The organism is Anabaena sp. 54 (assembly GCF_017355725.1).
GTDB classification, from domain to species: Bacteria; Cyanobacteriota; Cyanobacteriia; order Cyanobacteriales; family Nostocaceae; genus Dolichospermum; species Dolichospermum heterosporum.
The window spans coordinates 93,042-118,803 of sequence record NZ_JAAVWA010000006.1 but is presented as its reverse complement, the minus strand read 5'-3'; the positions used below and the strand labels follow the sequence as shown (position 1 = coordinate 118,803).

Sequence of the window (25,762 nt, the reverse complement as noted above, 5' to 3'; positions counted from 1 at the left end):
TGCAAGTATCAAACTGTAAATATCATCAAGAAAGTCATTACTGACGAATTTTAGTCAATAATCTTCAGACTATCATAGTTAATAATCATGGTTCTATTCCTCCCATAACTGAATCATACTGGTGCATTATTTTCAGTGCATTTACATCATATATAAAACCCCACCGTTCATAAAAAGGAATCATTTCTGGTAAACAGAAAAGAGCGATATCTTCTACTGCTTTTAATTGGGTATGATTAACGACTTCATCTAATAATTTAGCACCAAATCCCATTTTTCTATAACTAGGTTTAACAATCACATCATAAAGAACTCCGCGATAAACAAAATCAGTCAAAACACGACAGAAAGCAATTAGTTCTTTTTCCTCATTTATTAAAGCGATAATAACATCAGATGCAGCCAACATTTTGGTAACACCTTGATATGTTCGGTTTTTACTCCAAAATTCATGTTTGTATAATTCTACAAGTTCAGCGATTTGAGTTTCATTTAATTGGTTAACAACTTGGTAATTCATTTTTTTAAAGTTTATTGTGCATGGATTTGATCTAAATTAATATCTAAATTAATAGACAATGTTATGAGGTGCAAGAACCCAACCCCCTCCCCGCAAGCGATGAGGGGGCTATGATATACTCGATATGATTAGGAAATACTATAGGCAATAGTAAAGCACTCCGTAGAAATTGCCTATTTTTGAAACTATTAAATCATTAAATTCAATTAGAGTTAGGATTTTAGTAATATTTTGCCAAAAATATCATACAGGGAGCGGTGGAGTCAATATAATTAAATTACTCTTAATGCTTAGTTCATCTAGAATTAAGTTTTTTCTTCATGAAAATTTACCTATTCTTTATATTGGCTCAAATTTGTCTATAGCATTAATAGCCCTTTGTAGGCTTGGGGAACATAACTTAGCTACTTCCATTTGCCAGTAGTTATTAACAAAGTAAATTAACTGTCCATTATAGTCTCTACCTACCTTTGCCGTGCTGTTGGACTGTGGAACTATAGCTTCATGCAATTCACGTTTTTTAGATTTTCTGGCAATATTAATCAATGTTTGTTTTGGATCACTAATTTCGTCTACATTTTGAGGAATCAATGTTTGTGAAACTACCAAGAATTTGGCAAAGCTTTCTCTATCAGCTAAAAGCCATGCTTCTATTTCCCTGACAGCGATACGAAACAACAGATTAGGATGTTTCGGAGATGGTAGCCATTCTTGAATTAGTTCCTTTGGACATTCTGCTCTATCAAGGTCTGTTAAAACTATATAAGGCGTTCCTTTGGCAGCATTATTAAATCCTTTGATATTCTTTTTAAGATAGCCGAAACCGTTTTTAGAATAACAATTACCCACTATATAAGGGCGGTTTGATTGGTGTAAAATTGCCCGCAATACAGCTTCACTCAGTGGGTCTTCAACAGCTAAATTAATAGGTATCAAATCCACTATAAATGAATCTCCAATTGATTAATCTCAGATGGTTTAGTTAATGGCAATACTGCTTCAGCTATGCTTAACCCTCCTTCTAACAGATCACGGACATTATCAATTGAAGATGCTGTAATAACTTTAGTTCCTTCTGGACTTGGTATTAAAAGTAGGATTTCTTCACCCCCAATTCCTTCATCTTCCAGTAAATCTGCACTATGTGTAGTAAGTATTATTTGTCTTTTTTTCTGACGCTGTATTCGATACATTAAAGAAGGTAATTTTTTAACTATAGCTGCATTTAAAGATAACTCTGGTTCTTCAAGAAGTAGTAGTGAATCACTTTCTAGCAATGACCATAACAAGCCGATTAGACGTAATGTTCCATCTGAAAATTGATCTTCCCTTTGTTTACCAGCTTGAGGTCGCCAATGCTCATATACTGCTTCTAAATGAGGAACACCCATTTCATCTTTTATATCAGTAAGCTGTTTCAATTGGGGAACAGCAGAACGCAAAGCATTTTCAATTTTTGTTAGTCGAGATTTGCGAGTCTTTTCAGGAGTTTTGGTAATGCGTTCTAGAAAACTTCTGCCAAAAGCATCTTCTGAAATTCCCTGTCCAGAAAATGCCTCTGGATAACGAAGTAACTGCGGTACAAGATGTAGATATAGAACTGATTCAAAAAACTTAGCAATTTCTCGAAAATTGGCATTAGCACTGATTTGCTCTAAGTGGGTCTGTGTTCTTCGTAATTCATCTTTTTTATCGTCTATATCTGGTCTATTAACTATTATTTCATTTCCCTTCCATACACGCTCGTAGTCTAAAATAGGTTGACGATAACCTCTAGTTTGTTGGGTTATGCCAATAGCATATTTCCATATAAGTTTATGTTTTTTAGGTTCATTACCAGAATATTCAGATAGATGTACTTCAATTTCAATCTTGGGATTTTGCCGCGCTGACAAACAGCGAATTTTAGATACTCCTCCACGATCTTTTACCGCTGTCTGTAAACCACCTCCGGGTTTAGCAATGTCACGTAAAAAGCGAAATACATCCAGAAAATTAGATTTACCGCAGGCGTTAGGACCGACTATAAAAACTCTATCACCTAATTCGACATCTACTGACAGAAAATTACGCCAATTCTTGAGGATGATATGAGAAATAAACATTAGGAATAAAGAGAAGATTGCAATAGACCAGTTAAAAATAGTAAATTGACTATTTCTTTATCCTATTATAGCTACTTTCCTGGTATAAGCCCTAAATAGATGTTAAGAAGTGATTGATGATTACCAATCACCTCTTTTGCAATTACCCAAAATTACGCTTTCTTTAACCAGCTAAACATGGCACGTAAATCTTTACCAACTGCTTCAATAGGATGTTCTGCTTCTTGACGACGCATAGCAGTAAAACCAGGTTTACCAGCTTGGTTTTCTAGAACAAATTCCCGCGCAAATTGTCCAGATTGGATTTCGCTGAGGATTTTCTTCATTTCCGCTTTAGTTTGGGCGGTGACAACGCGAGGACCGCGAGTATAATCACCATATTCGGCAGTATTAGAAATACTATCGCGCATGGTAGCTAAACCACCTTCTACGACTAAATCAACGATTAATTTGACTTCGTGCAGACATTCAAAATAAGCGAGTTCTGGTTGATAACCTGCTTCAACTAAGGTTTCAAAACCGGCTTTGATTAAAGCACTCAAACCACCACACAATACTGCTTGTTCCCCAAACAAATCGGTTTCGGTTTCTTCACGGAAAGTAGTTTCCAAAATACCGGCGCGTGTACCACCAACACCTTTAGCATAAGCCATAGCGCGATCGCGTGCCTGACCAGTGGCATCTTGATAAACTGCAAATAACGCAGGTACACCTTGTCCTTGTTCGTAGGTACGACGCACTAAATGTCCAGGTCCTTTAGGTGCAACCATGACGACATCAACATCAGCAGGAGGTACAACCTGTGCAAAGTGGATATTAAAACCATGTGCAAAAGCTAAAACGTTTCCGGCTTCTAAATTGGGTTCAATTTCGTTTTTGTAAATTGTTTTTTGGACTTCATCTGGTAATAAAATCATGATGAAATCAGCAGCTTTGGCAGCATCAGCCACATTTTTAACTGTCAAACCAGCAGCTTCGGCTTTGGCTGTGGACTTACTGCCGGGATATAATCCGACAATGACGTTTACACCGCTATCTTTGAGATTCAGCGCGTGAGCATGACCTTGTGAACCATAACCAATAATAGCAACGGTTTTACCTTTTAAAAGGTCTAAATTAGCATCTTCATCATAATACATACGCGCCATAGAAGCATCTCCTGTTTATAAAGGCTGTCATGAAATTGGCAGACTTATGATTGTATCGCAAATTGGGGAATAGGGAACAGGGAACAGGGAACAGGGAACAGGGAACAGGGAACAGGGGGGAATTTCTTTCTGACTCCTGACTCCTGGGTGGGCGCAGGCCCTGCGCCCCTACCTCCTGACTAATCCACTACTTTTCTTTTTTTTTAAGAAGTTCAAGATAAACAGAAATAATTGTGATAATTTTGATACAAATTTGTTAAGAATAGTTACAGCCCTGTAATGGAAGGAAATATTTTTTATGGTTGATCTAGCTGACAAGAAACCAGTTCATCAAGTCGTGATTATTGGTGGTGGTTTTGGTGGATTGTATGCCGCTAAGTCTATGGCTAAGGCTAATGTGCAAATCACGCTGATTGATAAACGCAATTTTCACCTGTTTCAACCACTGCTGTACCAAGTCGCTACAGGTGCTTTGTCCCCAGCGGATATTTCCTCTCCCTTGCGGGCTGTCCTCAGCAAGAGTAAGAATACTAAGGTGCTGTTGGGTGAGGTGAATGATATTGACGCTAACGCCCAAAAGGTGATGGTGGGTGAGGAGACTGTCCCCTACGATACCTTAATTGTGGCTACAGGGGCGAAGCATTCCTATTTTGGTAAGGATAACTGGGAAGAATTTGCACCGGGTTTAAAGACTGTAGAAGATGCAATTGAGATGCGTCGGCGGATATTCTCTGCCTTTGAATCGGCTGAAAGCGAAAGTGATCCGGTAAAACGCCAAGCTTTGTTAACTTTTGTGATTGTTGGTGGTGGTCCAACTGGGGTAGAATTAGCGGGAGCGATCGCTGAATTGGCAACTAAAACCCTAACAGAAGATTTCCGCAACATTGACACCTCAGAAACCAGAGTTTTATTGTTAGAAGGTTTAGATCGGATTCTTCCCCCTTTTGCCCCCGAATTATCCCACACAGCGGAAACATCATTAAAGGCTTTGGGCGTAGATGTGCAAACCAAAACTTTGGTAACACATATTGAAAATGATATTGTGACGATTAAGCAAGGTGATGATGTCAAAGAAATTGCAGCAAAAACTGTGTTGTGGGCTGCGGGTGTGAAAGCCTCAGCAATGGGGAAAGTTTTGACAGAGAAGACGGGAGTTGAGAGCGATCGCGCTGGTCGTGTTATGGTTGAACCAGACTTAAGTATTAAAGGATTTCCCAACATCTTCGTAGTTGGTGACTTAGCAAATTTCGCCCATCAAAATGATAAACCTTTGCCGGGAGTTGCACCAGTCGCCATGCAGGAAGGCGAATATGTAGCTAAACTCATTCAAAAACGTTTGAAAGGTGAAACACTACCCAAATTCAAATATGTGGATAGAGGTAGTTTAGCAATGATTGGGCAACACGCCGCAGTTGTTGATTTAGGATTTATCAAACTCAGAGGTTTCTTGGCGTGGTTTGTTTGGTTATTTATTCATATTTACTTCTTGATTGAATTTGATAATAAGTTAGTTGTGATGATTCAATGGTTGTGGAGTTATTTTACCCGCAATCGTGGCGCAAGATTAATTACAGGTAAGGAAACCATTGCCCCTGTACCAATTGTAAATAGTGATAATCACACGCCAGTTATCACAAAAAAGCCGTTAAATGTGTAGTTGGTAGTTTGTTCACTCGTTCCCAGTCTCCGACTGGGAATGCCCTCTAGAGACTCTGCCTCCCATAATAACTTGAAATCAAAAACTTATAGTGTGTACGAAAGATTAGGTGATGATGGTTTGACAACTTGGCATCCAGCATTTTTAGCCTTGGGTGAAACTTTCGTCTCATTCCCAGTCAGAGACTAGGAACGAGCTTAAGTTGACACATATCAGGTTATTTTCTCCTCAAATTAACGGCTGATAAATATCCTCAGAAGCCGGATTAAGATAGGGATGCTGCACATCAATCAAATTTTTGGCAAAGTGTTGGTTAATTAATTCTATTCTTTCTTCTAAAGCATTTTTACCCTTTTGCCAAGATTCTAACAGCGCATTGGCAACAATTTGACAACGGTTCATCCCAAAACTTTCTTGAGGAGCAAATTTTTGATTTGGTTCTTCTGCTAACCCTAATCCCGGTGCTAAAAATTTTGTAAATAAGGGAATTTCCGGCTGAAAGTAAGCTTGATGTTTTTGATAAATATCTTGAAGAATATTCCGAATTGTGGGGTAATCTTGGCGGTCAAAATGCAGCACACCTGCATCATAACGCTGATATGCTGTGGGATTATAAAGAACTTGAAAACTAAAGGCAATTGCCACATTATTCAAGGCTTTGGTTAAGCTATCCATGAGGACAATTGCCCCGGATGATGTCACATGAAAATAAATTCGTCCTCCTCCTAAATCAGTATTTTGGGGAGATTGATTTTCTATTGCTGTATTACTTACTGCCACATAACAGCCATTTTGCAAGCGATTTTTAGGCATCCATATTGCTATTAATTCCCCCACTTTAGGGGACTTTTTCCGGGGTTGCAGATGACATTCTGGCTCAATATATAAGGTTAATCCATCCTTATTTACAGCCATACTACCATCAGGTTCAATTCTCAAAATCTGCCAATCTGGTTCATAATGACCTGTACCATGATTGCTATGATGTAGTTGTTCATAGAATTCTTCATCTACACCTAAACTATTATTTTCTAGGAAATTTATCTGAGATTGACAATTACTGTTTGTGGCTAAGACTGTTTGTAGTGAACCATTGTAATAAATACCATAGAGGAAATTTCTCAACAGTATATTCAAATATTTCTGTTTTAAAGAAGGTGAGTTTTGTTGAAACCTGTTTGCTATATTTGTGGGTAAGGCAAAAGGTTGATAATTGGGATGGTAAATACAAAAATTAGGTTCAATCTGGATATTATTGGCAATATCGAATAATGAATTGAGAATTTGATTGGTAGAGTCATCAAGCATTAATTTGTTTTGCACCTCAAATTTTCGGAAAATATATGGGAAATATCAGGTTTAGATGAGGCTGTATGGCATAATATTTCCAAGAAAATCGACCGCAGATAAACGCAGATAAACGCGGATAAGAAGGGATGAGTTCATGGATTTTATGATTCTGTTTAGCCTCACAATATGATGGAATCATTATTACTAACAACCGCGTAGACGAGTTTTTTCGTAATAAAGACGCACTAATTGTTGTTCTTTATGGGGTTGAGGAAGTTTCTGGAGTGTGGGGACAGATTGGAGGATTTCTGCGGCGGAGATGCCAAAAATCGTCAATACTGCCTGTTCTGGCACTGTTAAGAGGCTTTTAGCAACTTCGAGCATACACAGATTACTATTATCAAAGGATTTTTGGGATTCGATTCTGTGTTGAATTTGTTGAATTAATGCTAAACCGGCAAACTTAATTACTCGCAGAATGAAGTCTTGATGATATTCTAAAATCATGGGAAAAGCATCAAGATAAGCCCGAATTAAAGCTAAGATTGAAGGCTGTATTGCTTCTAGAGGAATCATGGCTAAATTTAAAGATTCTTCTAGGTCTAATGTTGGATCTACTACTAGGCTAGACAGCCACACGCCTAAATAACTGGCTAATAAGTTTCCTAAATCAAAAGCTGGATCTCCCCAACCGCAAGCTTCCCAGTCAATTAATTTTGTCAAGCAGTTATCTAGCTGTTCCCATCGAGAATGAACTAGAATGTTGCTTAATTGTAGATCATTGTGAGTTAAACAAGATGGTTTCCAATCATAAGCTAGGTCAGCGATCGCTGATTCTAAACTTTCGTAACGCTGATACAGGAGATGAAATTGTAGTGCTTCGGTGGGAATTGTCCCAAATGTGTCTGGATTTATTGAGGGTATACCTTGAGCAGGATTGTAAAAATTATAGCGAAACTGTCCTGCGGGGGCAGTGGACATAAAATCACGATACTCACGTTTATTAAACGTGGCTCGGTGTAATCCTGCTAACGTATTACCAATCGCGCTGGCGATCGCTGTGGGGAACATACTACTCTGTTGATAAAATTTTCCTAACTCCACATATTCGCTGAAGTAGCTCCGCACCAGAATAGAATTCTCTTCATCAAAATGTAACAATGATAATGCGATCGCTCCAATATTACCAATCACTGGAAATTGCTGTAATAGTTGATGAAACAGCCATTCATTAAAGAGTTCATGGCAATTTTGCTCATTATTAATGTGACGTTCTTGTTTAATTAGCAGTTGGCGATTATCTGCCAGGATTACCAGTAAATTCCCATTTTTCTTGCTATTTTCTGGCAATACAGATTTATATGCAGCGCCATCTTCCGCGCTACACAGTCCTGCCTTGTGCAGATACTGGATAACATTTTGAGAAGACAGTGATAACAACATGAATTATTTCCTAGTTATTTAAATGGCTAAAGAATTACCGCAGTCAATATTGAGGTGGCTGTAGCAGTTCTTAAGTTAATGGTAAAAAATTTACGAACCATTGCTACTATCTACTAATATCCCATTTGTGTCAGAAAGACCTGCCAAAATGGCAATATTAGCTATTTTTCTACTTTCAAGTCTACGGAAGAAACTATAAAATCTTTACAATATCTGTAGTAGAGCTTTGCACCTTGAATCAAACATTACTGTTGCCAAAATAATTGCTGGTACATATCCAGTGAAAACAACGGTTACTTACATTTGTCAGTGATCCATGTTTCCTGTATGTATGTTAGCAATTTATCCTGACAATCAGTATTAGTTTACTTTTGTCCCCAATCCCCTCTAGTATAATATATAAATGGCTACACTTGTATTCCTGTAGGTATAAGAGTCAGGAGTCCAGGAGGTAGGAGCGCACGCTTCGCTATCAGGAGTATGGCTAACGCCACGCTACGCTATCAGGAGGTAGGGGCGCAGGGCCTGCGCCCATTCAGGAGTTCAGGAGAAAGAATTGGAGGGAGGCAAGAATAATATAAATTAGACACAAGTAATAGGACAGAATTAATTACACAATTGATTTTTCTGTTCCCTGTTCCCTGTTCCCTGTTCCCTGTTCCCTTTTAACCAGTTGATTGATGGATCATCTACCAATGCTGATGGCAAATACTATATCTTATACAGCGGTGCAACTTTTACAACGCCAAGCTGCCTCTCTTTTACTGTACCAATCTGTCCTAGACAGCGACGTAGGCAGAGCGTTTCTGAATTTATTACAAACCATCCGTTATACTGATGGAGATGGGCGAGATTGCCTCCAGGCTTACGGTAGTTATTTCCAAGCTTTAGCCAACAGTCATCAAACCTGGGAAGAATATCTGATTCAGCAAATTCTGACTGCGGATAATCCTTTTAGCAAATTGGCACAACGAGAGGAGTTTAGGCAATTACCCTCGGCTTTAGTAGTGGCTGTGCAACATGATTTGCAAATATTACAAAGTTTATATGAATGTAATAGTGCAGTTTTAAGTGAGTGGGTACAAATGGCGACGCATTTACCGATTTCTCCTGTGGTTTGGTATCGAGAACCGGAAACCCTAGCAGGAGAAACGGGTTTAATGATATCTCTTCCCCTGTTGGCAAATTGGGGTGATGCAGTAGCAGATTTAGCCGCTTATTATCAGCAATATGGAACTGGTTTATTTGCCAAATATAGGGCTTTCCGTTGGCAAAGTGGGCAGTTAGTTGGTATTACTTGTCCTGATGCGGTAAAACTGTCTACATTGGTGGGTTACGAGTGGCAAAAAGATGCTTTAGTCAAAAACACAGAGTTCTTATTGTCAGGCGAAACTGCATTGCACGTTTTACTGTATGGTAGTCGTGGTTCAGGTAAGTCTTCTTTAGTTAAATCTTTATTAAATGAATATAGTCATCGAAACTTGCGCTTAATAGAAGTTTCTAAGTCAGAATTGCCAGATTTACCAAAAATTGTCGAATTGTTGCGAGGTGTTCCCCAAAAATTTATTATTTTTGTAGATGATCTTTCCTTTGAAGAAGATGATAATAGTTTTAAAGCAATGAAAGTTGTTTTAGAGGGAAATGTAACTGCCAGACCGGAAAATGTAGTTGTATATGCTACGTCTAACCGTCGCCATTTAATCCGGGAATATTTTACTGATAGACCAGCCCCCAAGGATAACAATGAAGTTCATGGTTGGGATACAATGCAAGAAAAGTTGTCTTTTAGCGATCGCTTTGGTCTAACATTAACTTTTGAAGCCGCAGATCAAAAAACCTATTTACAAATAGTCCAGCACCTAGCAGCAAATATTAATATTTCTCCCGAAGATTTAGAATACAAAGCTTTACAATGGGCAACCCGTCATAATGGCCGTTCTGGCAGAACCGCAAGGCAGTTTATTGACTTTTTAAAGGCAGATTTAGCTGTATTTGGTGAAAATGTGAGGAATAATGACGTTAATTACTAATAATTCTAACAACTTGGCTACCATAAAACCTAGTAAGATACAACCAACTATAGTTAGTCATCGAGTCGTACTAGGAATAACCGCTTTTAGTGTCAGTTTTGGTTTAAGTCTTGTTCCTAATTGGGATATTTCTAGAGCCTTTTTTACGGGAATAATTACGGTATTAGCTACTTATGCAGCCGCATTTCTCGTTGATAAACGGCGAAGAAATGATGAGTGGAAAATGATTGGTTCTCTCCAAAGACGGATTCGAGATATAGAAGGGTTAAAATCGCGTATTCTCAAAGAAATACACCAATTAGAAGAATATAGAAATTTATTGTATGCAGAAACTCAGCAGTTAGAAAACCAAATTGGAGATTGTCGTAGTCAAAGAGATAGTTTACATCGAGATATCGGGACATTTGCGGCTCAAAAAAAGCAAATTGAAGCCGAAATTTATAATCTTAAAAATGAATTTGCACATTTAGAAAATAGTAATATAGAACTAAATAATAGTTGCAATAATTTGATTGCAGAAAAGCGACGATTAGAACTAAATTGTCACGCCTCCCGTGCTGAAATCAACCAAATTCAACCTCAAATTGATACAATCAAACAGCAGAAAAAAGAATTAGAAAATGATGTAATTTTGTTAGAAAGACTTAAACCACAACTAGAAGAAAAGCTTTATGAACTACGAATAGAAATTCAAAATCAAGAACTGGAAATTACTAAACAAAATAATCTACTAGTAGAAACAGGTATAACTAGAAATAATCTGGAAAATACGCTCAAATCATTACAGAATAAGACATTAGAACAAAAAACGGAAGTTAATCAACTACAAAATCAAATTTCTGTCTTACAAGATGAACGGGATTTATTACAAAATCAAGTTTGGGAATTACTTCAACAAGTGGAAACAATCAATCCCTCAACATTGCCCGATAATGAAGAAAATAATTTAGATTTGTTTCCTTTTGATGAATTATTAGAACCATTAGATCCAATAAAGGGGAAACATGATCACACCGAAAATTTACCAGCAAAATGGAATAATTTTTTCAACCATCTCCCCGGTTATGAAATTCAGGTTTTGAAAGCCATACTGGAACAAGACAACCCCAAAGCTACTATTAAAGAAATTGCTGAAGCTAATATTACTATGCCCAATCTTTTGATTGATGCTATTAATGAAATAGCTAGTAATACGATTGGTGAATTAATTATTGAAACCAATACTGAAGTTCCTGAAATTGTTGAAGAACATTTATTAAATGTGAAAACAATGATTACTAAATATTCAGAAATCAGTTACAGCAGAATTCAGGAGTAAACCTGGCTTTGTGTATAGGTTTCAATTGAGATTTTGTACCTAAAAATGATTTAAGGCAGAGTCTTTGAGAATTCATTCCCATACAGAGTATGGGAACGAGAGAAATGAGAAATTGAGAACCGGACAAGGTAATCACAATATTAATTGATCGTGAAATTCAGATTTTTGGGCGCAGGCCCTGCGCCCCTACTTTTGCTATGATGCTGCTTAGACATCAATTAAAATGTTGCCTGCTTCCACTTTAATAGGATAGGTTGGTAAGGTTTTTTCCGAGGAAACCATTGACAGCAATTTACCAACTACGGGTGGGAAGGGACACCAAGTTTTTACTTCTCCATTACCCAAGTCAAATGCACTGCGGTGGAAGGGACAAACTATCGCCCCATCTTCAATTTTTCCTTTCTTCAAAGACATTTTTAAGTGAGGGCAGGTATCATCTACAGCATAAAGCTGATTTTCGTGGTTTAAGAGTAAGATCTTGCGATCGCCCACTTTGACTACTTCCCGCGCACCAGCAGCCAGTGCGTTAGCAGCTAAAACTTGAGTCCAAGCCATGAGATTCTCCTTATTTTCAATAGACCTGTTCTTAGTTTCTCGCAATTGTGTCTTATGCGATCGCTAATAAGTACCTGTGCAAAATTTATTGAACATTTTCAAAATCACTAAACCCATCAATTTTGTAGGGGGCCAACCCCTGTGGTTGCCCCAAATACGGGGGTAGGGGCGCAGGGCCTGCGCCCAAAAGTCTGACTGCCCCCAGAAGAGTACCTAAAATTGAGAAATTTAGATTTAGGCAAACTCAATCGTGTTGACAAAATCTAAAATAGCTTTTCTCATTTTCTTCGCCTCTTCCTTCACAGAACCAGATATTTCACCATTTAAAAAGCTGCGTTGACTACTAACTATATACAAACATTCATTATTGACAAAAGACAGCAATCCTCTATAGGCATCTAATCTTATGCCATTATTGCCATTAGTTTCCTGCTTGGATATAGTTGAACCTTGAGGCATATTTACTAATACATAGTAATAAGTTTCTAAAGTATCTTGCCAATATTCTTTATATTTCACTTCCGCCGTAGGAACATGAGAAATAATGGCTTGAGGGACATATTTATCCACCAAAACTCTATGCAGATATACCTCATCTTCTTGGGATTCTAGATCATCAATTTCTTCTAGGGAGAGAGGATAATAATCAATTCTCAGTAAAGTCCCAGTATCGTCCGAAAAACTCACCATTCCTTCCTCAGTTTGCAGTGTTCCTCCCTGTTCAGAATTTACAGGAATAGGAACTATAAAGTTACCCAAAGGTGATTGATAAAATTGTTCACCAGCTTCATTGAAAATAACTGCTTCATATTCTTCCTCGACATATTCCTCCTCATCCCCAGCTTCTATTGAGGCAATTATCTCTTTGATAATTTCTTCTGCTTCTTCATCATCCAGTTCTAAAGCTATTTGTAGTTGTTTCAGGAAAACCTTTTTATTTGCCGGGATAATTAAATTTTCCGCATCTAAAAGCATAATCACTCCAGCCGCAAAACCATCTAAAACTGCTTCACCAGAAATTGCCGCATTAGCAGCATTAAACAAAGAACCTAATCCCACCTCTCCGGCAATTTCTATGAGTCTATCCACCGTTTCTAGCATTTCTTCTTCTGAGTATTCATCAAATATCTCAAACTCCCAAAGAATATCAGCTAAACTTTCGGCATCTATGTCTTCACTGCCAGAATCAACTATTGTTGCAATTACAGCGATTGCCGCTACCGCTTCTTGTGCATTTAATGATTCTTTGATCGTCTCTTTCGATTTGAAAATATAATCATACTTTGTCATAACTTCTATCTCCTCAATTAATTTGTTGTTTGTACTCAATTACTAGGTTGAGAAATCCGGGTTTCAATATCTTCCAAGGTCCGCAATAATAGGCGATTTGCCTGTAATTGCCAACCCCATTTCTGAATCCTAAAGGCTGCTACAGTCCCCCCAATAGCTGCTAATAAGCCAATGGGTTGATTCAGGGAAATACCCAATAACAAACCCAAACCAGCAATTCCCCAAAATGGCAAAGCTACGGTTTGTCTTTGCTCTTCCACAATTTCTGCAATTTTACCAGATGGTATTGTAGCTAATAATGTCGCTTTTAGTTGCCTCTGTTCTGCTAATGGTACTGATAGACTAATCTTGCGGCGGAGTTTTTCCATTTTGCGGGCATCAGTGCTATACTCCGTAAGTTCATCTTCTGCCATTTTTAGCAGTCGTTCTAATTGTGACATAGTAGATTAAGTTTTTTGACTGTATTAGAGCTATTATTCTATATTTGTGGACAACAAGATCCCCGACTTCTTAGAGAAGTCGGGGATCTAACTCGAAAAACCCCTGAAGAACATCATGAAAAAAACTTGGTTTCGATTAGGCATAATAAGCATATTTCTACTTTCCTTGAGCTTACGTTTTTGGGGACTAAGCCGATTTAATACTTTAGTATTTGATGAAGTTTATTTTGCTAAATTTGGTAACAACTATCTGACCCATACACCATTTTTTAATGCTCATCCACCATTAAGTCAATATCTGATTGGGTTAGGGATTTGGATGAGTCAATACATTCCTATTGGTCGAGATACTGTCAATAGTCTCACAGATTCTTTATTATCTCCTTGGAATTATCGGTGGGTAAATGCGCTCACTGGTTCATTAATTCCCGTAATCGTGACTTTATTAACTTATCAATTTAGTTATCGTCATCGGTTTGCTTTGTTAGCAGGATTTTTTACAGCCTGTGATGGATTATTTTTAGTAGAATCTCGTTATGCTTTAAGTAATGTTTATATAGTTATCTTTGGTTTACTCGGACAATGGTTATTATTGTTGGCATTAGATCAGCAAAAACAAAACCGTTGGTTGTGGTTAATTCTCTCTGGTATTAGTTTTGGTGCTTCTATTGGTACAAAATGGAATGGTTTATGGTTTTTAGCGGGTGCTTATGGTGTATGGATAGCAGCCTGGATAATTCGCTGGTTGCAATATGAAGATCATCCATCTCGTAGTCCATTATTTTCTTGTTTACGGTTTTTTAATTCTGCCAATGATTCCCCAACGGATACTATAAAATCACCCTTGCAAAATCTGACAAAAATAAATATTTGGCAAATGGGTTCTTATTTAGGAATTATTCCCGCAGTTATTTATAGTCTGATTTGGATTCCTCACCTCCAACTAGATAAAAGATATGGATTTATTGAAGTTCATAAACAAATTTTACACTTTCATCTGCAATTAGGTGGTAATAGTCCTAGCGTTCATCCTTATTGTGCTGCATGGTATAAATGGCCATTGTTAACTCGACCAATGGCTTATTATTATCAAACTGCTCAAAGTACCAAGGATTCCTTACCTGTATTTGGACCGCCCTTACCTGATGGTGCTGGTAAAGTAATTTATGATGTTCATGCTATGGGGAATCCTTTTCTATGGTGGTTTGGTTTAGCTGCAATGATCTTTCTAATTGGTATGGTAATCATCACAATTACGATGCCGATAATTGAAAAAAAGCGGTTATTTATCCCGAAAAATCTCGGCGTTGATACTTGGATTGGCTTATTTTTAGTCATAAATTATGGGGCTAATCTCCTCCCTTGGGTGGAGGTAACAAGGTGTGTTTTTATCTATCATTATATGTCTGCGGTTGTATTTACATTTATAGCGATCGCTTGGGTTGTTGATCAATGTCTGCTGAGTTATCATCGGCAAATTCGGGCAGTAGGTGTGACTATAACTTTTATCATTGTCGCTGCTTTCATTTTTTGGATGCCTATTTATCTAGGTTTACCTATCTCTCCTGATGGTTATAGAATGCGGATGTGGTTTAGTTCTTGGATTTGATAGAAATTTCTTAATATATATACACAAATCCTGTAGCTTCAATCATGTAAATTTTTACATTTCTTATCTATATATTTGGTGACAGCTAGTTCTTCTGTGTAAGAATATTAGGTAAGGGCAACTATAACTGTGGGCTTTGCCACTATCAGAGGTACTGAATCGAAAAGAATTTTTATAGGTGTGAGGAGTTTAGATTAAACCTACAGGTTTTATGCTCCAAAATTATAGGGAAAGGATTTTATGGATATCAATGTCAAGCAGCAGCATATTAATATCACCAGCTTAAAAGAAGCACCAATACATTTGGTTAGTGAAATTCAGCCTCATGGGGTTTTGTTAGTCTTACAAGAGCCAGATTTACAAATATTACAAGTTAGTCAAAATACTTTCAGCACTTTTGGCATATCGCCAGAAGATATGCTGCAACAGGAATTAGAAGATTTACTAGATCCTTACCAAATCCAGAAAATTAAATTTTGGTTGTCAGAAGAAAATCTGGATTTTATTAATCCTACAAAAATTTGGATTAGGAAACAGGGGGATGAATATACAATATTTGATGCCACTTTCTATCGTAACTCTGAAGGATTTTTAATCTTAGAATTAGAACCTACAGCATCTCAAGAAAATATTCCTTTCTTGAGTTTTTATCATTTAGCTAAATCCTCAATTAATCGCTTAGAAAAAAGTAAAAGTCTCCGTGATTTCAGTCAAATAATTGTGCAAGAAATCCGCAAAATAACCGGATTTGACAGAGTGATGTTATATAAATTCTGTGATGATGGACATGGTTCTGTGATTGCTGAAGAAAAAATAGCTACTTTAGAGTCTTATTTAGGATTACATTATCCAGAATCAGATATTCCTCAGCCAGCACGACAATTATTTCTAGAAAATTCTATTAGAGTTATTCCCGATACAAATATTCAATCATCAGCCGAACTTTTCCCTAGAATTAACCCAGTTAGCGGACAACCCATTGATTTAACTAATTCAATTCTCAGAAGTGCTGCACCATGTCATCTAGAATATTTACATAATATGGGCGTGGCTGCATCTTTGACAATTTCCTTAATTAAGGATCACAAACTTTGGGGTTTAATTGCTTGTCATCATCAATCACCCAAATATGTTTCCTATGAATTACGAAAAGCTTGTGAATTTTTAGGAAGAATCATATTTTCAGAAATTTCTGGCAAAGAAGAAACTGAAGATTACGACTATCAGCTAAATTTAAGCCATATTCAATCACTATTGGTTGAATATATGTCTCAAGAACCGAACTTTATTGATGGTTTAGTCAAAAATCAAATAAATCTGCTCAATTTAACTAATGCTGAAGGTGCAGCCATCTATTTTGGTGGAAAATATACTCTGATTGGTAATACTCCTCAAGAAGAAGAATTGAATTTTTTAGGAGAATGGCTGAGAAACAATGGAGAAGACGAGGTATTTTTCACCGATTCTTTACCGCAAATCTATCCAGACGCGATTAGCTTTAAAAATGTGGCGAGTGGTTTATTAGCTATCCCCATTTCTGGGAAAAATTATGTATTATGGTTTCGACCAGAAATGATTCAAACTGTGAATTGGGGTGGAAATCCCCATCAGGCTTTTTCAGTTGATGAATCCGCAGGAAATGTCCATTTGTCTCCCCGCAAATCATTTGATTTATGGAAAGAAATAGTTCAATTAACATCTTTACCCTGGCAAAATGTAGAAGTTAAAGCTGCATTAGAATTACAAAAATCCATCATCAATATTATCCTTCGTCAAGCTGATGAATTAGCCCAATTAGCTGAAGATTTGCAACGTTCTAATGTAGAATTGAGAAAATTTGCCTATGTCGCTTCCCATGATTTGCAAGAACCATTAAATCAAGTAGCCAATTATGTGCAACTTTTGGAAATGCGCTATGAAGCAGAACTAGACGCAGATGCAAAAGAGTTTATTGGTTATGTTGTCGAAGGTGTAATTTTAATGCAGACCTTAATTGATGACGTACTCGCATACTGCAACGTAGATACATTAGGAATTACTTTTCAAGTTACCGAAGTCGAAACAGCTTTAAATCGGACCTTGAAGAATTTACGTCAACGCATTGTGGAAACCGGCGCAATTATTACCCATGATCCCTTACCCGCAGTTATGGCTGATGAAACACAGTTAATCCAGCTATTTTTGAACCTCATTGGTAACGCGATCAAATTCCACGGTAGTCAATCACCAAGGATTCATATTAGTGCGAAAAGATTGGAAGATGAATGGTTATTTTCAGTTCAAGATAACGGGATTGGCTTAGATCCGCAATTTAGCGATCGCATTTTTACCATCTTTCAACGTCTACACACCAGAGATAAATATCCGGGTACAGGAATAGGTTTGGCTATTTGTAAGAAAATAATTGAATGTCATCGTGGACGAATCTGGGTAGAGTCACAACTCGGTCGGGGTGCGACCTTTTACTTTACAATTCCCGTCAGAGGTTGTGATCATGAGCGTCAAAATGGCAGAAACACACAAAATTATCTTTTTAGTGGAGGACAATAAGGCTGATATTCGTCTCATTCAAGAAGCATTAAAAACCAGTTTATTACCTCATCAAGTAATCACAGTTAGGGACGGTGTAGAAGCTATGAATTACCTCCATCAAGAAGGAGAATATGCTAACGCACCACGTCCTGACTTGATTTTATTAGACTTAAATTTACCCAGAAAAGATGGTAGAGAGGTATTAGCAGAAATTAAATCCGATCCTCAACTCAAACGCATTCCCGTCGTCATTTTAACAACCTCAAAAAATCAAGATGACATTTTCCATAGTTACGACTTACACGCTAATTGCTATATTACCAAATCTCGTAACCTGAGTCAATTATTCCAAATCATCCAGAGTATTGAGAAATTTTGGTTTTCTACCGTTACCTTACCATTAGAATAAAACTACCGAATCAGGAGGTAGGGGCGCAGGGCTTGCACCCACTCAGGAGTCAGGAAGAAGAAAGAATCAGGAATAATAGTTTTTTACTTTCTGGCTCTTACTGTAAATTTTATATCTCCTACAAGTGGATACTACTACATTCAATATATCCTTGAAAACTAATCTAATCAAAGTCTATTTAACCAAGAACTCGCAAAAGGTAAAACCAGGAAATGATTACCGCAACTTCCACACTAAAAATCCTCTTAATTGAAGATAACTTAGCAGAAGCCAGGTTATTGCAAGAGTTTATTAAACTCACAAAATCTCAAAATTTTGGTTTAGTTCACGTCCAAAGACTTCAAGACGGAATCAAACAATTAAATAGCCAAAAATACGACGTAATTTTATTAGATTTGACCCTTCCTGACAATCAAGGATTATCTTCCATCCCTCAGTTTTTACAGTGACTTTGCCGATAACAAAATAGATCCCCGACTTCTTAGAGAAGTCGGGGATCTAGGGGATCTGGTTATTATTAAACTACAGCTTCGACTTTTTCCTTCACAGGTACATAAGGTTTTTCCGCACCTTGGGCTAAATACGCAGCTAATTGACTTTCGATTTCATCGCGGACAATTTGCCGATATTCCATAAAATGCTCAATGTGGGCGCAGGTAGAAACGTATTGTTCGATTACCTTGGGATTATGCTTGAGAATGCTAAACAAATGATGCCAGAATTTCCAGCGAGTTTGTCGTTTAAATCCTTGTCGCCAAATCACAATGAGTAAGGCCCTGACAACTACCCATTCTGGTGTTTTTGCCGGTGCTGTCCACTTGGGAGAACCCAACATCATAAAACAGCGATAGGTGCGATCCAAGTAAGCAGCCGGGTCATATAAAGCACAGAAGGCTTCCACATATTCCCTAGCCAATTCTTCTAGGGGACGGGTAGGAATAAAATTCATCAATGTGGTTTGATTGATGTTCCCGTCTTGGTTTTCTCGCAATCTGCCTTCTTTGGTTAAACGATGCCACAACGCAGTATTGGGTAACGCCTGTAACATGGCAAAGGTAGTAGAAGGAATAGCTGCGAGTTCAGCAAAACGGACAATGCGATCGCCTGCACCCGCTTTTTCACCATCAAAACCAATAATAAACCCAGCCATTGGCCGCAGTCCAGCCTTAATAATGGTTTCCACCGACTCAGTTAAGGAACTGCGAGTATTTTGAAACTTCTTAGTTAGTTGTAAACTATCTTCATCTGGGGTTTCAATCCCCAAAAATACCGCTTTAAAGCCACAATCAACCATCAACTCCATCATTTCTTGGTCTTGCGCCAAATCAATGGAAGCTTCCGTATCAAAATTGAACGGATATTGATGATCTTCCATCCAAACTTTTAACTCTTTCAGCAACAACTTCACATTTCGCTTGTTGCCAATAAAGTTATCATCCACCATAAACACACCCCGCCGCCAACCCAAATCATAGAGATAATCTAATTCGGCTAACAGTTGTGCAGGTGTTTTAGTTCGGGGTTTGCGTCCATATAAAACAATGATGTCGCAAAATTCGCACTGGAAAGGACAACCCCGGGAAAACTGCACCGACATCATATCATAGGCATTAAACTCTAATAAATCAAAGCGGGGAATAGGTGTACTAGTAACATCAGGTTTTTCAGCAGCCCGGAAAACTCCCGATTTTTCTCCCCGTTGCACAGCTTCCACAAACATGGGTAAAGTCAGTTCCCCTTCATCAAGAATCAGGTAATCTGCCCCTGCTGCTTCGACTTCATGGGGTGTAGAGGTAGGATAAGGACCACCCAAAGCCACCAGCTTACCCCGTCGTTTCGCTTCCCGAATTTGCTCAAGTAAGTCTTGTTTTTGGACAATCATGGCGGAGAAAATCACCATATCTGCCCATGCCCATTCTTCCTCAGTAGCAGCGCGGATGTTACGATCTACAAGCTTAAACTCCCACTCTTGGGGCAAAATTGCCGCTACCGTCACCAAACCCAATGGTGGCAACAAAACCTTTCTGTCAACTAGCGCCAGAATTTTCTCATAAGACCAAAATGTACTTGGAAATATTGGATAAACTAGCAAAACACGCATAGTATCACCCCTCACGATTTATTTGTGATCTAACTGTAACTAAAATTCAGACTAATTGACTTTTTTCTCAAGCCTGTTGTATGTGAGAATGTCAGAATCAAGATGTCCAGGATTTAAGGATTTACAGGATGAAGACAGTAATTTTCTCACTAATTACGTATCATCACTTGTGTAAACCTCGACTTGATACTTCCTTCCCATTCCAAAATTACTCATGTTTTTTCTCTGTGTTCTCTGTGCCTCTGTGGTTCGTTATTAAAAATTTAGGTAATTTAATAGTAGGATAAGAGTAACTAGCAACTTGGGTGAAGATAATTTTTTATGGATAGTACAAGTTCGGAAAATATTAAATCTAAATATAAGCTAGGTCAGTTTGTTCTGGGAAAAGTAGAATTTCATACACCCTTTGGCGTTTTTGTCAATATTGATGATTCTTTAGCAAAGGTTAGTTTCAGGACGCTCGATTTTACGTCATGCTGGTACATGGGTAGGGGAAATTAAATTTCAACTTTCAAAACTTTGACTAAGAAACCCCATTTATCTGCTGCTTCCTCAATAATTTTTGCTGTTGGTTTACCAGCACCATGTCCTGCCTTCATGTCAATTCTAATTAATACAGGTGCATCACCACCATGCGCTGCTTGTAAAGCCGCAGCAAATTTAAAACTGTGAGCAGGTACTACACGATCATCATGATCTGCTGTAGTAATTAACGTAGCTGGATAAGCTGTTCCCGGCTTCAAATTATGCAAAGGTGAATAAGCATATAAAGCTGCGAATTCTTCTGGGTTTTCTGAAGAACCATATTCAGCCACCCAAGCCCAGCCAATGGTAAATTTATGGAAGCGCAACATATCCATAACACCTACTGCGGGAAGGGCTGCACCAAACAAATTAGGGCGTTGTGTCATGCAAGTACCCACCAATAAACCACCATTACTACCTCCACCAATAGCTAATTTTCCAGGTTGGGTGTAATTATGGGCAATTAACCATTCAGCCGCAGCAATGAAATCATCAAAAACGTTTTGCTTTTGCAATTTCATTCCTGCTTGATGCCATTCTTCTCCATATTCACCACCACCACGTAAATTAGGAACAGCATAGACTCCTCCCATTTCTAGCCATATTAAAAGGCTAACAGAAAAACTTGGTGTTAAGGAGATATTAAACCCACCATATCCATAGAGGTAAGTAGGATTGTTACCATCTAATTTAATTCCTTTTTTGTGAGTAATAAACATTGGCACTTTTGTACCATCTTTACTTGCATAGAAAACCTGTTTTGTCTCGTATTCATCAGCATTGAAATCTACTTCCGGCTGACGGAAAAGTTCACTCTTACCTGTTTTCATGTCATAACGATAAATAGTTCCAGGGGTAGTAAAGCTGGTAAAACTATAAAATGTTTCTGTATCATACCGTTTACCACTAAATCCGCTGGCTGCACCAATTCCGGGTAATTCTACTTCTCGAATAAAATTACCTTTGAGATCAAATATCTTAATTTGGCTATGGGCATCTTGTAAATAATCAGCCACAAATTGATTATTTAAGACACTGACACTTTCTAATGTTTCTACTGCTTGAGGAATAATTTCTTGCCAATTTTCGGGAGTTGGTTTTCTCGTGTCAATGGCAATAACTCTACCTTTTGGAGAATTGAAATCTGTGCGAAAGTAGAAAACATAATCGTCATTATCAATGAAGCTATAATTTGCTAAAAATTGGTTAATTAGTTCGATGACTTCAGAATTTTGATTTGTTAGATCCTTGTAAAAAACTAAGTTTTTGGAGTCAGTTCCTAGCCAGATTGAAATTATCAAATATTTGCCGTCTTCCGTGACATTCCCAGTAAAACCCCATTCTTTTTCATCAGGACGATGGTAAATTAAGATGTCTGTTGATTGGGGTGTACCAAGTTGATGATAATAAAGTTTTTGGTAATAATTAACATCTTCTAATTTGGTTTTTTCATTTGGTTCATCATAACGACTGTAGAAAAACCCTTGATGATCATGAGTCCAAGAAGCACCGGAAAATTTAATCCATTGGAGATGATCTTGTAAATCTTCACCTGTGGCAATATTTCTAACTTTCCATTCTTGCCAATCTGAACCAGAACTAGATAAACCATAGGCTAAAAGTTGACCATTTTCACTGATGGAAATTCCTGAAAGGGCAATTGTACCATCTTCTGAAAGTTGATTAGGATCAAGTACAATTCTTGGTTCTGCATCTAAAGTTGGCAGAGTATAGAGGACACTTTGATTTTGCAGTCCATCATTTTTGAAATAAAAGTAACTTTCACCTTCTTTAAAGGGAGTTCCATATTTTTCATAATCCCAAAGTTTTGTTAGCCGCTGTTTGATTTTTTCTCTGGCAGGAATTTCGTTTAAATAGCTAAAGGTAACTTGATTTTGGGCTTCTACCCAAGCTTTTGTTGCTTCTGTATCCGGGTCTTCTAAGGCTCTGTAAGGGTCGGCGATCGCCATTCCGTGATAATTATCCACCTGCTCACTTTTGCTAACAGTAGGATAGGTCAGAGGTTGGTTAAAGTTAGACATAAATTTAGGATAAATTGTACTAAATTGCTAATACCAATTTTATATGAGTCCGCACAAAATCATCAAATCTGTTAATTCATCTGCGTTTATCTGCGGTCAATTATTTCTGATCTCTGATTCTATGCAGATTCATCTTATTTTGGTATAAATTAATTAATAACATAAAAAAGCCATTATTTGCAATATTGACTCGTTCTCAAACAAGAAAGATAAGAAGGTTACTAACTGAAGGTATCGCTGAGAATTTATTCATCTCTTCATGATTTTGACAGAATCACTAAGTAGGTTGGCGTTGAAAATTGTCGTTGGGGCAAGGGAACAGGGAACAGGGAACAGGAAGAGAGTTTTGAGTGATTTTACTTTTCTTCACATACCTTTAAATTTTTCTGTTCACCTACTTAAGTAGGTTGGCGTTGAAAATTGTCGTCATAGCAAGGCAAGAGGCAAGAGTAAAGAAGTTTTCAGCGATTTTACGTTTCTTTACACAGTTTAGTTTTATTGTATTCACCTACTTATCTTTTTGCGACCAAATAGCATTATGATCAATAGCGATTAATTTGTGTAACCTGGAGATAAAATTGGCGGTAATGCAAAAATTCGCTCAATCTGTAGCTTTGATGCCACCAGCAAAAATTTTTACTGTGGGACTATCTTTCTCTCTGGTAACGGGACTTTATGCTTGTGGTAAGGGAGAAAATTCTGGTATCAATCTTAAAAATTTCAATATTGGTGCTAATGTAACACAGATTCAAGAAATTACCAAAAAAAATCAGGACACGACAGTTTACATTCAAGGTAAAGTAGAAAAGTATGCTCCATTAATCAAGAAAAAATCATATCAAATTAACGACTCAACTGGGAAAATTTGGGTAATCACTAATCAGGGCAATTTCCAAGTCGGAGAACAGGTAGTATTGAAGGGTAATGTTCAGTATCAAAGTGTCCCTTTGGCTGGTAGAGAATACGGTGAAGTTTATTTAGAGGAAAAGTAATTTATGAACAGTCAACTAGCTTATGTAGCCGTTGCCATTCTCTATCGAGAGAATAAGTTTTTAATGCAATTACGGGATAATATTCCTAATATTATAGCTCCTGGTTGTTGGGCTTTATTCGGTGGACATATAGAACCAGGAGAAACTCCAGAAATAGCTGTTCAGCGCGAGGTTGTCGAAGAAATTGGTTATGAGTTGACTGATTTTACAAAATTTGGAATTTATAGCGATGAAAAAGCTGTGCGTTATGTATTTCAAGCACCATTGTTAGTCCCAGTGAGTCAACTTATACTTTCTGAAGGGTGGGATTTAGATTTATTAACAGCAGCAGATATTGACAAGGGTGAATATTATTCTCAAAAAGCCGGAGATATTAGACCTTTAGCAACTTTACCTCAGAAAATTATGCTGGATTTTATCAAAACTCTATAGTCTGATAATCCGATTCACAAACTTTTTGAGTTTTCCAGACATTTTGCCAAAATTATATTAAGTAGGTGAACACAATAAAACCAATCTATGTAAAGAAAAGTAAAATCCCCCAAACCCTCTTCACTCTTGCCTTTTGCCTTTTGCCTTGCCATAACGACGATTTTCAATGCTAACCTACTTATTAATAAATGCCATGCAGCCAGTAAAAAGTCTACCAAATTTACCCAAATGGTTAAACATAGGATTAGCCTTTCCTGTGATTCTTTTAAATGGATGGTTATTAATTCAATTCATTAACTATTTTCAGCCTTTGGTTAGTGTTATTTCCGTTGCTATTCTTCTGGCTTTTGTGCTAGATTATCCCATTCAACTTCTCCAAAAACGGGGAGTACCTCGAATTTTAGCAGTTGTAGTGGTATTGCTGTTATCTATTATTATTTTGGGTGCTGTAGGTGTAATTCTGCTACCACTTATTCTGGAACAATTGAATGAGTTAGCTAATCTTCTTCCCTATTGGATAGAATCGGCAACTCAACAAATAGAAGCTTTGCAAAATTGGGCAGCTACTCAGCAACTACCAGTAAATTTAAGTGGATTAGCTGGTGAAATTTTAGGAAAAATATCAAGTCAATTGCAATCTTTTACTGGGAAAATTTTAGGTTTTGCTTTCGATACTATTGGCAATTTATTGAATTTATTAATCACCATAGTTTTGACTATTTATTTAGTATTGAATGGGGAAAGTTTATGGAATGGCATTTATCTTTGGTTTCCCCCAGAAACAGCGAAAAAGGTGCGAGAATTACTGCGAGAAGATTTTAATAATTATTTCATTGGTCAAGCTACTTTAGGGGCTATTTTAGCCGTATCCATAACATTGGCTTTTGTCGTTTTACGAGTGCCTTTATCACTACTTTTTGGCATAGGAATTGGTTTGTTTTCCCTATTTCCTTTTGGTACTGGTATTGGTATTGGTATTGTTAGTTTATTAATAACTTTAAAAGACTTTGGTTTAGGGTTAGAGGTTGCGGCTATAGGTGTGGCTATTGATCAAATTAATTCTAATATTATTGCCCCACGTATTTTAGGAAATTTAACTGGTTTAAATCCTGTATGGGTGGTAATTTCTTTATTAATAGGCGCAAAGTTAGGCGGTGTATTGGGGTTATTGGTTGCTATTCCTCTTGCTAGTTTTATTAAAGATATCGCTGATACTTGGCGTAATGGTAAATTTAATAAAACTGCTGTTGATAGTGAGTAAATGACAACACCTTTATTTCCTGATTTTGTTTGTCTTGTTGGCAGTTTATTTGTTTAAATTGAT

The 25,762-nt window shown here is 37.4% G+C and carries 21 protein-coding genes; 10 read left to right on the top strand and 11 right to left on the bottom strand.

Translation table 11 applies throughout. The features are described from left to right. Window positions 1–85: 85 nt before the first annotated feature. The 4 genes from HEQ36_RS09425 to ilvC form a co-directional block, all read right to left on the bottom strand. The gene (locus tag HEQ36_RS09425; protein WP_168635238.1) at window positions 86–520 is read right to left on the bottom strand and encodes a GNAT family N-acetyltransferase; all 435 of its coding nucleotides are present in this window, start codon (window positions 518–520) and stop codon (window positions 86–88) included. Between the two features lie 339 nt (window positions 521–859). Continuing rightward, window positions 860–1,462: a DUF4276 family protein gene (locus HEQ36_RS09420; RefSeq protein ID WP_168635237.1), complete on the bottom strand. Its 603-nt coding sequence runs from the start codon at window positions 1,460–1,462 to the stop codon at window positions 860–862. Further along, window positions 1,462–2,625 carry an AAA family ATPase gene (locus tag HEQ36_RS09415; protein WP_168635236.1) on the bottom strand — a complete coding sequence of 388 codons (1,164 nt, stop codon included), beginning with the start codon at window positions 2,623–2,625 and terminating at the stop codon, window positions 1,462–1,464. Before HEQ36_RS09415 ends, HEQ36_RS09420 begins: the two co-directional genes overlap by 1 nt. A gap of 152 nt (window positions 2,626–2,777) precedes the next feature. Then, window positions 2,778–3,773 carry a ketol-acid reductoisomerase gene (ilvC, locus tag HEQ36_RS09410; protein ID WP_053537531.1) on the bottom strand — a complete coding sequence of 332 codons (996 nt, stop codon included), beginning with the start codon at window positions 3,771–3,773 and terminating at the stop codon, window positions 2,778–2,780. A 298-nt stretch (window positions 3,774–4,071) separates the two neighbouring features. Between ilvC and HEQ36_RS09405 the strand changes: the two genes are divergently transcribed. Continuing rightward, entirely contained in the window at window positions 4,072–5,430 is a 1,359-nt protein-coding gene (locus HEQ36_RS09405) for an NAD(P)/FAD-dependent oxidoreductase (RefSeq protein ID WP_168635235.1), read from the top strand. Window positions 5,431–5,658: 228 nt separating this feature from the next. Here the strand turns inward: HEQ36_RS09405 and HEQ36_RS09400 are convergent, their stop codons facing one another. Continuing rightward, entirely contained in the window at window positions 5,659–6,738 is a 1,080-nt protein-coding gene (locus tag HEQ36_RS09400) for a T3SS effector HopA1 family protein (protein ID WP_168635529.1), read from the bottom strand. Window positions 6,739–6,924: 186 nt separating this feature from the next. Continuing rightward, window positions 6,925–8,163 carry an aminoglycoside phosphotransferase family protein gene (locus tag HEQ36_RS09395; protein ID WP_168635234.1) on the bottom strand — a complete coding sequence of 413 codons (1,239 nt, stop codon included), beginning with the start codon at window positions 8,161–8,163 and terminating at the stop codon, window positions 6,925–6,927. A 680-nt stretch (window positions 8,164–8,843) separates the two neighbouring features. Between HEQ36_RS09395 and HEQ36_RS09390 the strand changes: the two genes are divergently transcribed. Further along, complete coding sequence (locus HEQ36_RS09390) at window positions 8,844–10,193, top strand: ATP-binding protein (protein WP_168635233.1); 1,350 nt, start codon at window positions 8,844–8,846, stop codon at window positions 10,191–10,193. Next, a complete protein-coding gene (locus tag HEQ36_RS09385) occupies window positions 10,177–11,511 on the top strand; it encodes a tellurite resistance TerB C-terminal domain-containing protein (RefSeq protein ID WP_053537534.1) in 1,335 nt (444 codons plus the stop codon). The genes HEQ36_RS09390 and HEQ36_RS09385 overlap by 17 nt, the downstream gene beginning before the upstream one ends. 207 nt (window positions 11,512–11,718) lie before the next feature. Here the strand turns inward: HEQ36_RS09385 and HEQ36_RS09380 are convergent, their stop codons facing one another. The 3 genes from HEQ36_RS09380 to HEQ36_RS09370 form a co-directional block, all read right to left on the bottom strand. Further along, window positions 11,719–12,066 carry a Rieske (2Fe-2S) protein gene (locus HEQ36_RS09380; RefSeq protein ID WP_027403443.1) on the bottom strand — a complete coding sequence of 116 codons (348 nt, stop codon included), beginning with the start codon at window positions 12,064–12,066 and terminating at the stop codon, window positions 11,719–11,721. Window positions 12,067–12,300: 234 nt separating this feature from the next. Further along, entirely contained in the window at window positions 12,301–13,356 is a 1,056-nt protein-coding gene (locus tag HEQ36_RS09375) for a hypothetical protein (protein WP_168635232.1), read from the bottom strand. 35 nt (window positions 13,357–13,391) lie between these two features. After that, complete coding sequence (locus HEQ36_RS09370; protein WP_027403445.1) at window positions 13,392–13,796, bottom strand: hypothetical protein; 405 nt, start codon at window positions 13,794–13,796, stop codon at window positions 13,392–13,394. Between the two features lie 115 nt (window positions 13,797–13,911). Here HEQ36_RS09370 and HEQ36_RS09365 point away from each other — a divergent pair, with 115 nt between their 5' ends. The 4 genes from HEQ36_RS09365 (at window position 13,912) to HEQ36_RS09350 (ending at window position 18,795) form a co-directional block, all read left to right on the top strand. Further along, window positions 13,912–15,405, top strand: a complete 1,494-nt coding sequence (locus tag HEQ36_RS09365; RefSeq protein WP_168635231.1) for a phospholipid carrier-dependent glycosyltransferase — start codon at window positions 13,912–13,914, stop codon at window positions 15,403–15,405. A 240-nt stretch (window positions 15,406–15,645) separates the two neighbouring features. Then, window positions 15,646–17,955 carry an ATP-binding protein gene (locus HEQ36_RS09360; protein WP_168635230.1) on the top strand — a complete coding sequence of 770 codons (2,310 nt, stop codon included), beginning with the start codon at window positions 15,646–15,648 and terminating at the stop codon, window positions 17,953–17,955. Then, window positions 17,900–18,346 carry a response regulator gene (locus HEQ36_RS09355; RefSeq protein WP_027403448.1) on the top strand — a complete coding sequence of 149 codons (447 nt, stop codon included), beginning with the start codon at window positions 17,900–17,902 and terminating at the stop codon, window positions 18,344–18,346. Before HEQ36_RS09360 ends, HEQ36_RS09355 begins: the two co-directional genes overlap by 56 nt. Before the next feature lie 212 nt (window positions 18,347–18,558). Beyond that, on the top strand, window positions 18,559–18,795 hold the full coding sequence (locus HEQ36_RS09350; protein WP_053537538.1) for a response regulator: 237 nt from the start codon (window positions 18,559–18,561) through the stop codon (window positions 18,793–18,795). A 68-nt stretch (window positions 18,796–18,863) separates the two neighbouring features. On the opposite strand, the gene HEQ36_RS09345 is transcribed toward HEQ36_RS09350, so the two are convergent. Next, a complete protein-coding gene (locus HEQ36_RS09345) occupies window positions 18,864–20,447 on the bottom strand; it encodes a B12-binding domain-containing radical SAM protein (protein WP_053537539.1) in 1,584 nt (527 codons plus the stop codon). A 497-nt stretch (window positions 20,448–20,944) separates the two neighbouring features. Next, complete coding sequence (locus HEQ36_RS09340; RefSeq protein ID WP_168635229.1) at window positions 20,945–23,014, bottom strand: prolyl oligopeptidase family protein; 2,070 nt, start codon at window positions 23,012–23,014, stop codon at window positions 20,945–20,947. A gap of 587 nt (window positions 23,015–23,601) precedes the next feature. Here HEQ36_RS09340 and HEQ36_RS09335 point away from each other — a divergent pair. The 3 genes from HEQ36_RS09335 (at window position 23,602) to HEQ36_RS09325 (ending at window position 25,699) form a co-directional block, all read left to right on the top strand. Continuing rightward, the gene (locus HEQ36_RS09335; protein ID WP_053537541.1) at window positions 23,602–24,006 is read left to right on the top strand and encodes a hypothetical protein; all 405 of its coding nucleotides are present in this window, start codon (window positions 23,602–23,604) and stop codon (window positions 24,004–24,006) included. A 3-nt stretch (window positions 24,007–24,009) separates the two neighbouring features. Further along, the gene (locus tag HEQ36_RS09330; protein WP_168635228.1) at window positions 24,010–24,438 is read left to right on the top strand and encodes an NUDIX hydrolase; all 429 of its coding nucleotides are present in this window, start codon (window positions 24,010–24,012) and stop codon (window positions 24,436–24,438) included. Window positions 24,439–24,604: 166 nt separating this feature from the next. Next, on the top strand, window positions 24,605–25,699 hold the full coding sequence (locus HEQ36_RS09325) for an AI-2E family transporter (protein WP_233455388.1): 1,095 nt from the start codon (window positions 24,605–24,607) through the stop codon (window positions 25,697–25,699). Window positions 25,700–25,762 lie beyond the last annotated feature (63 nt).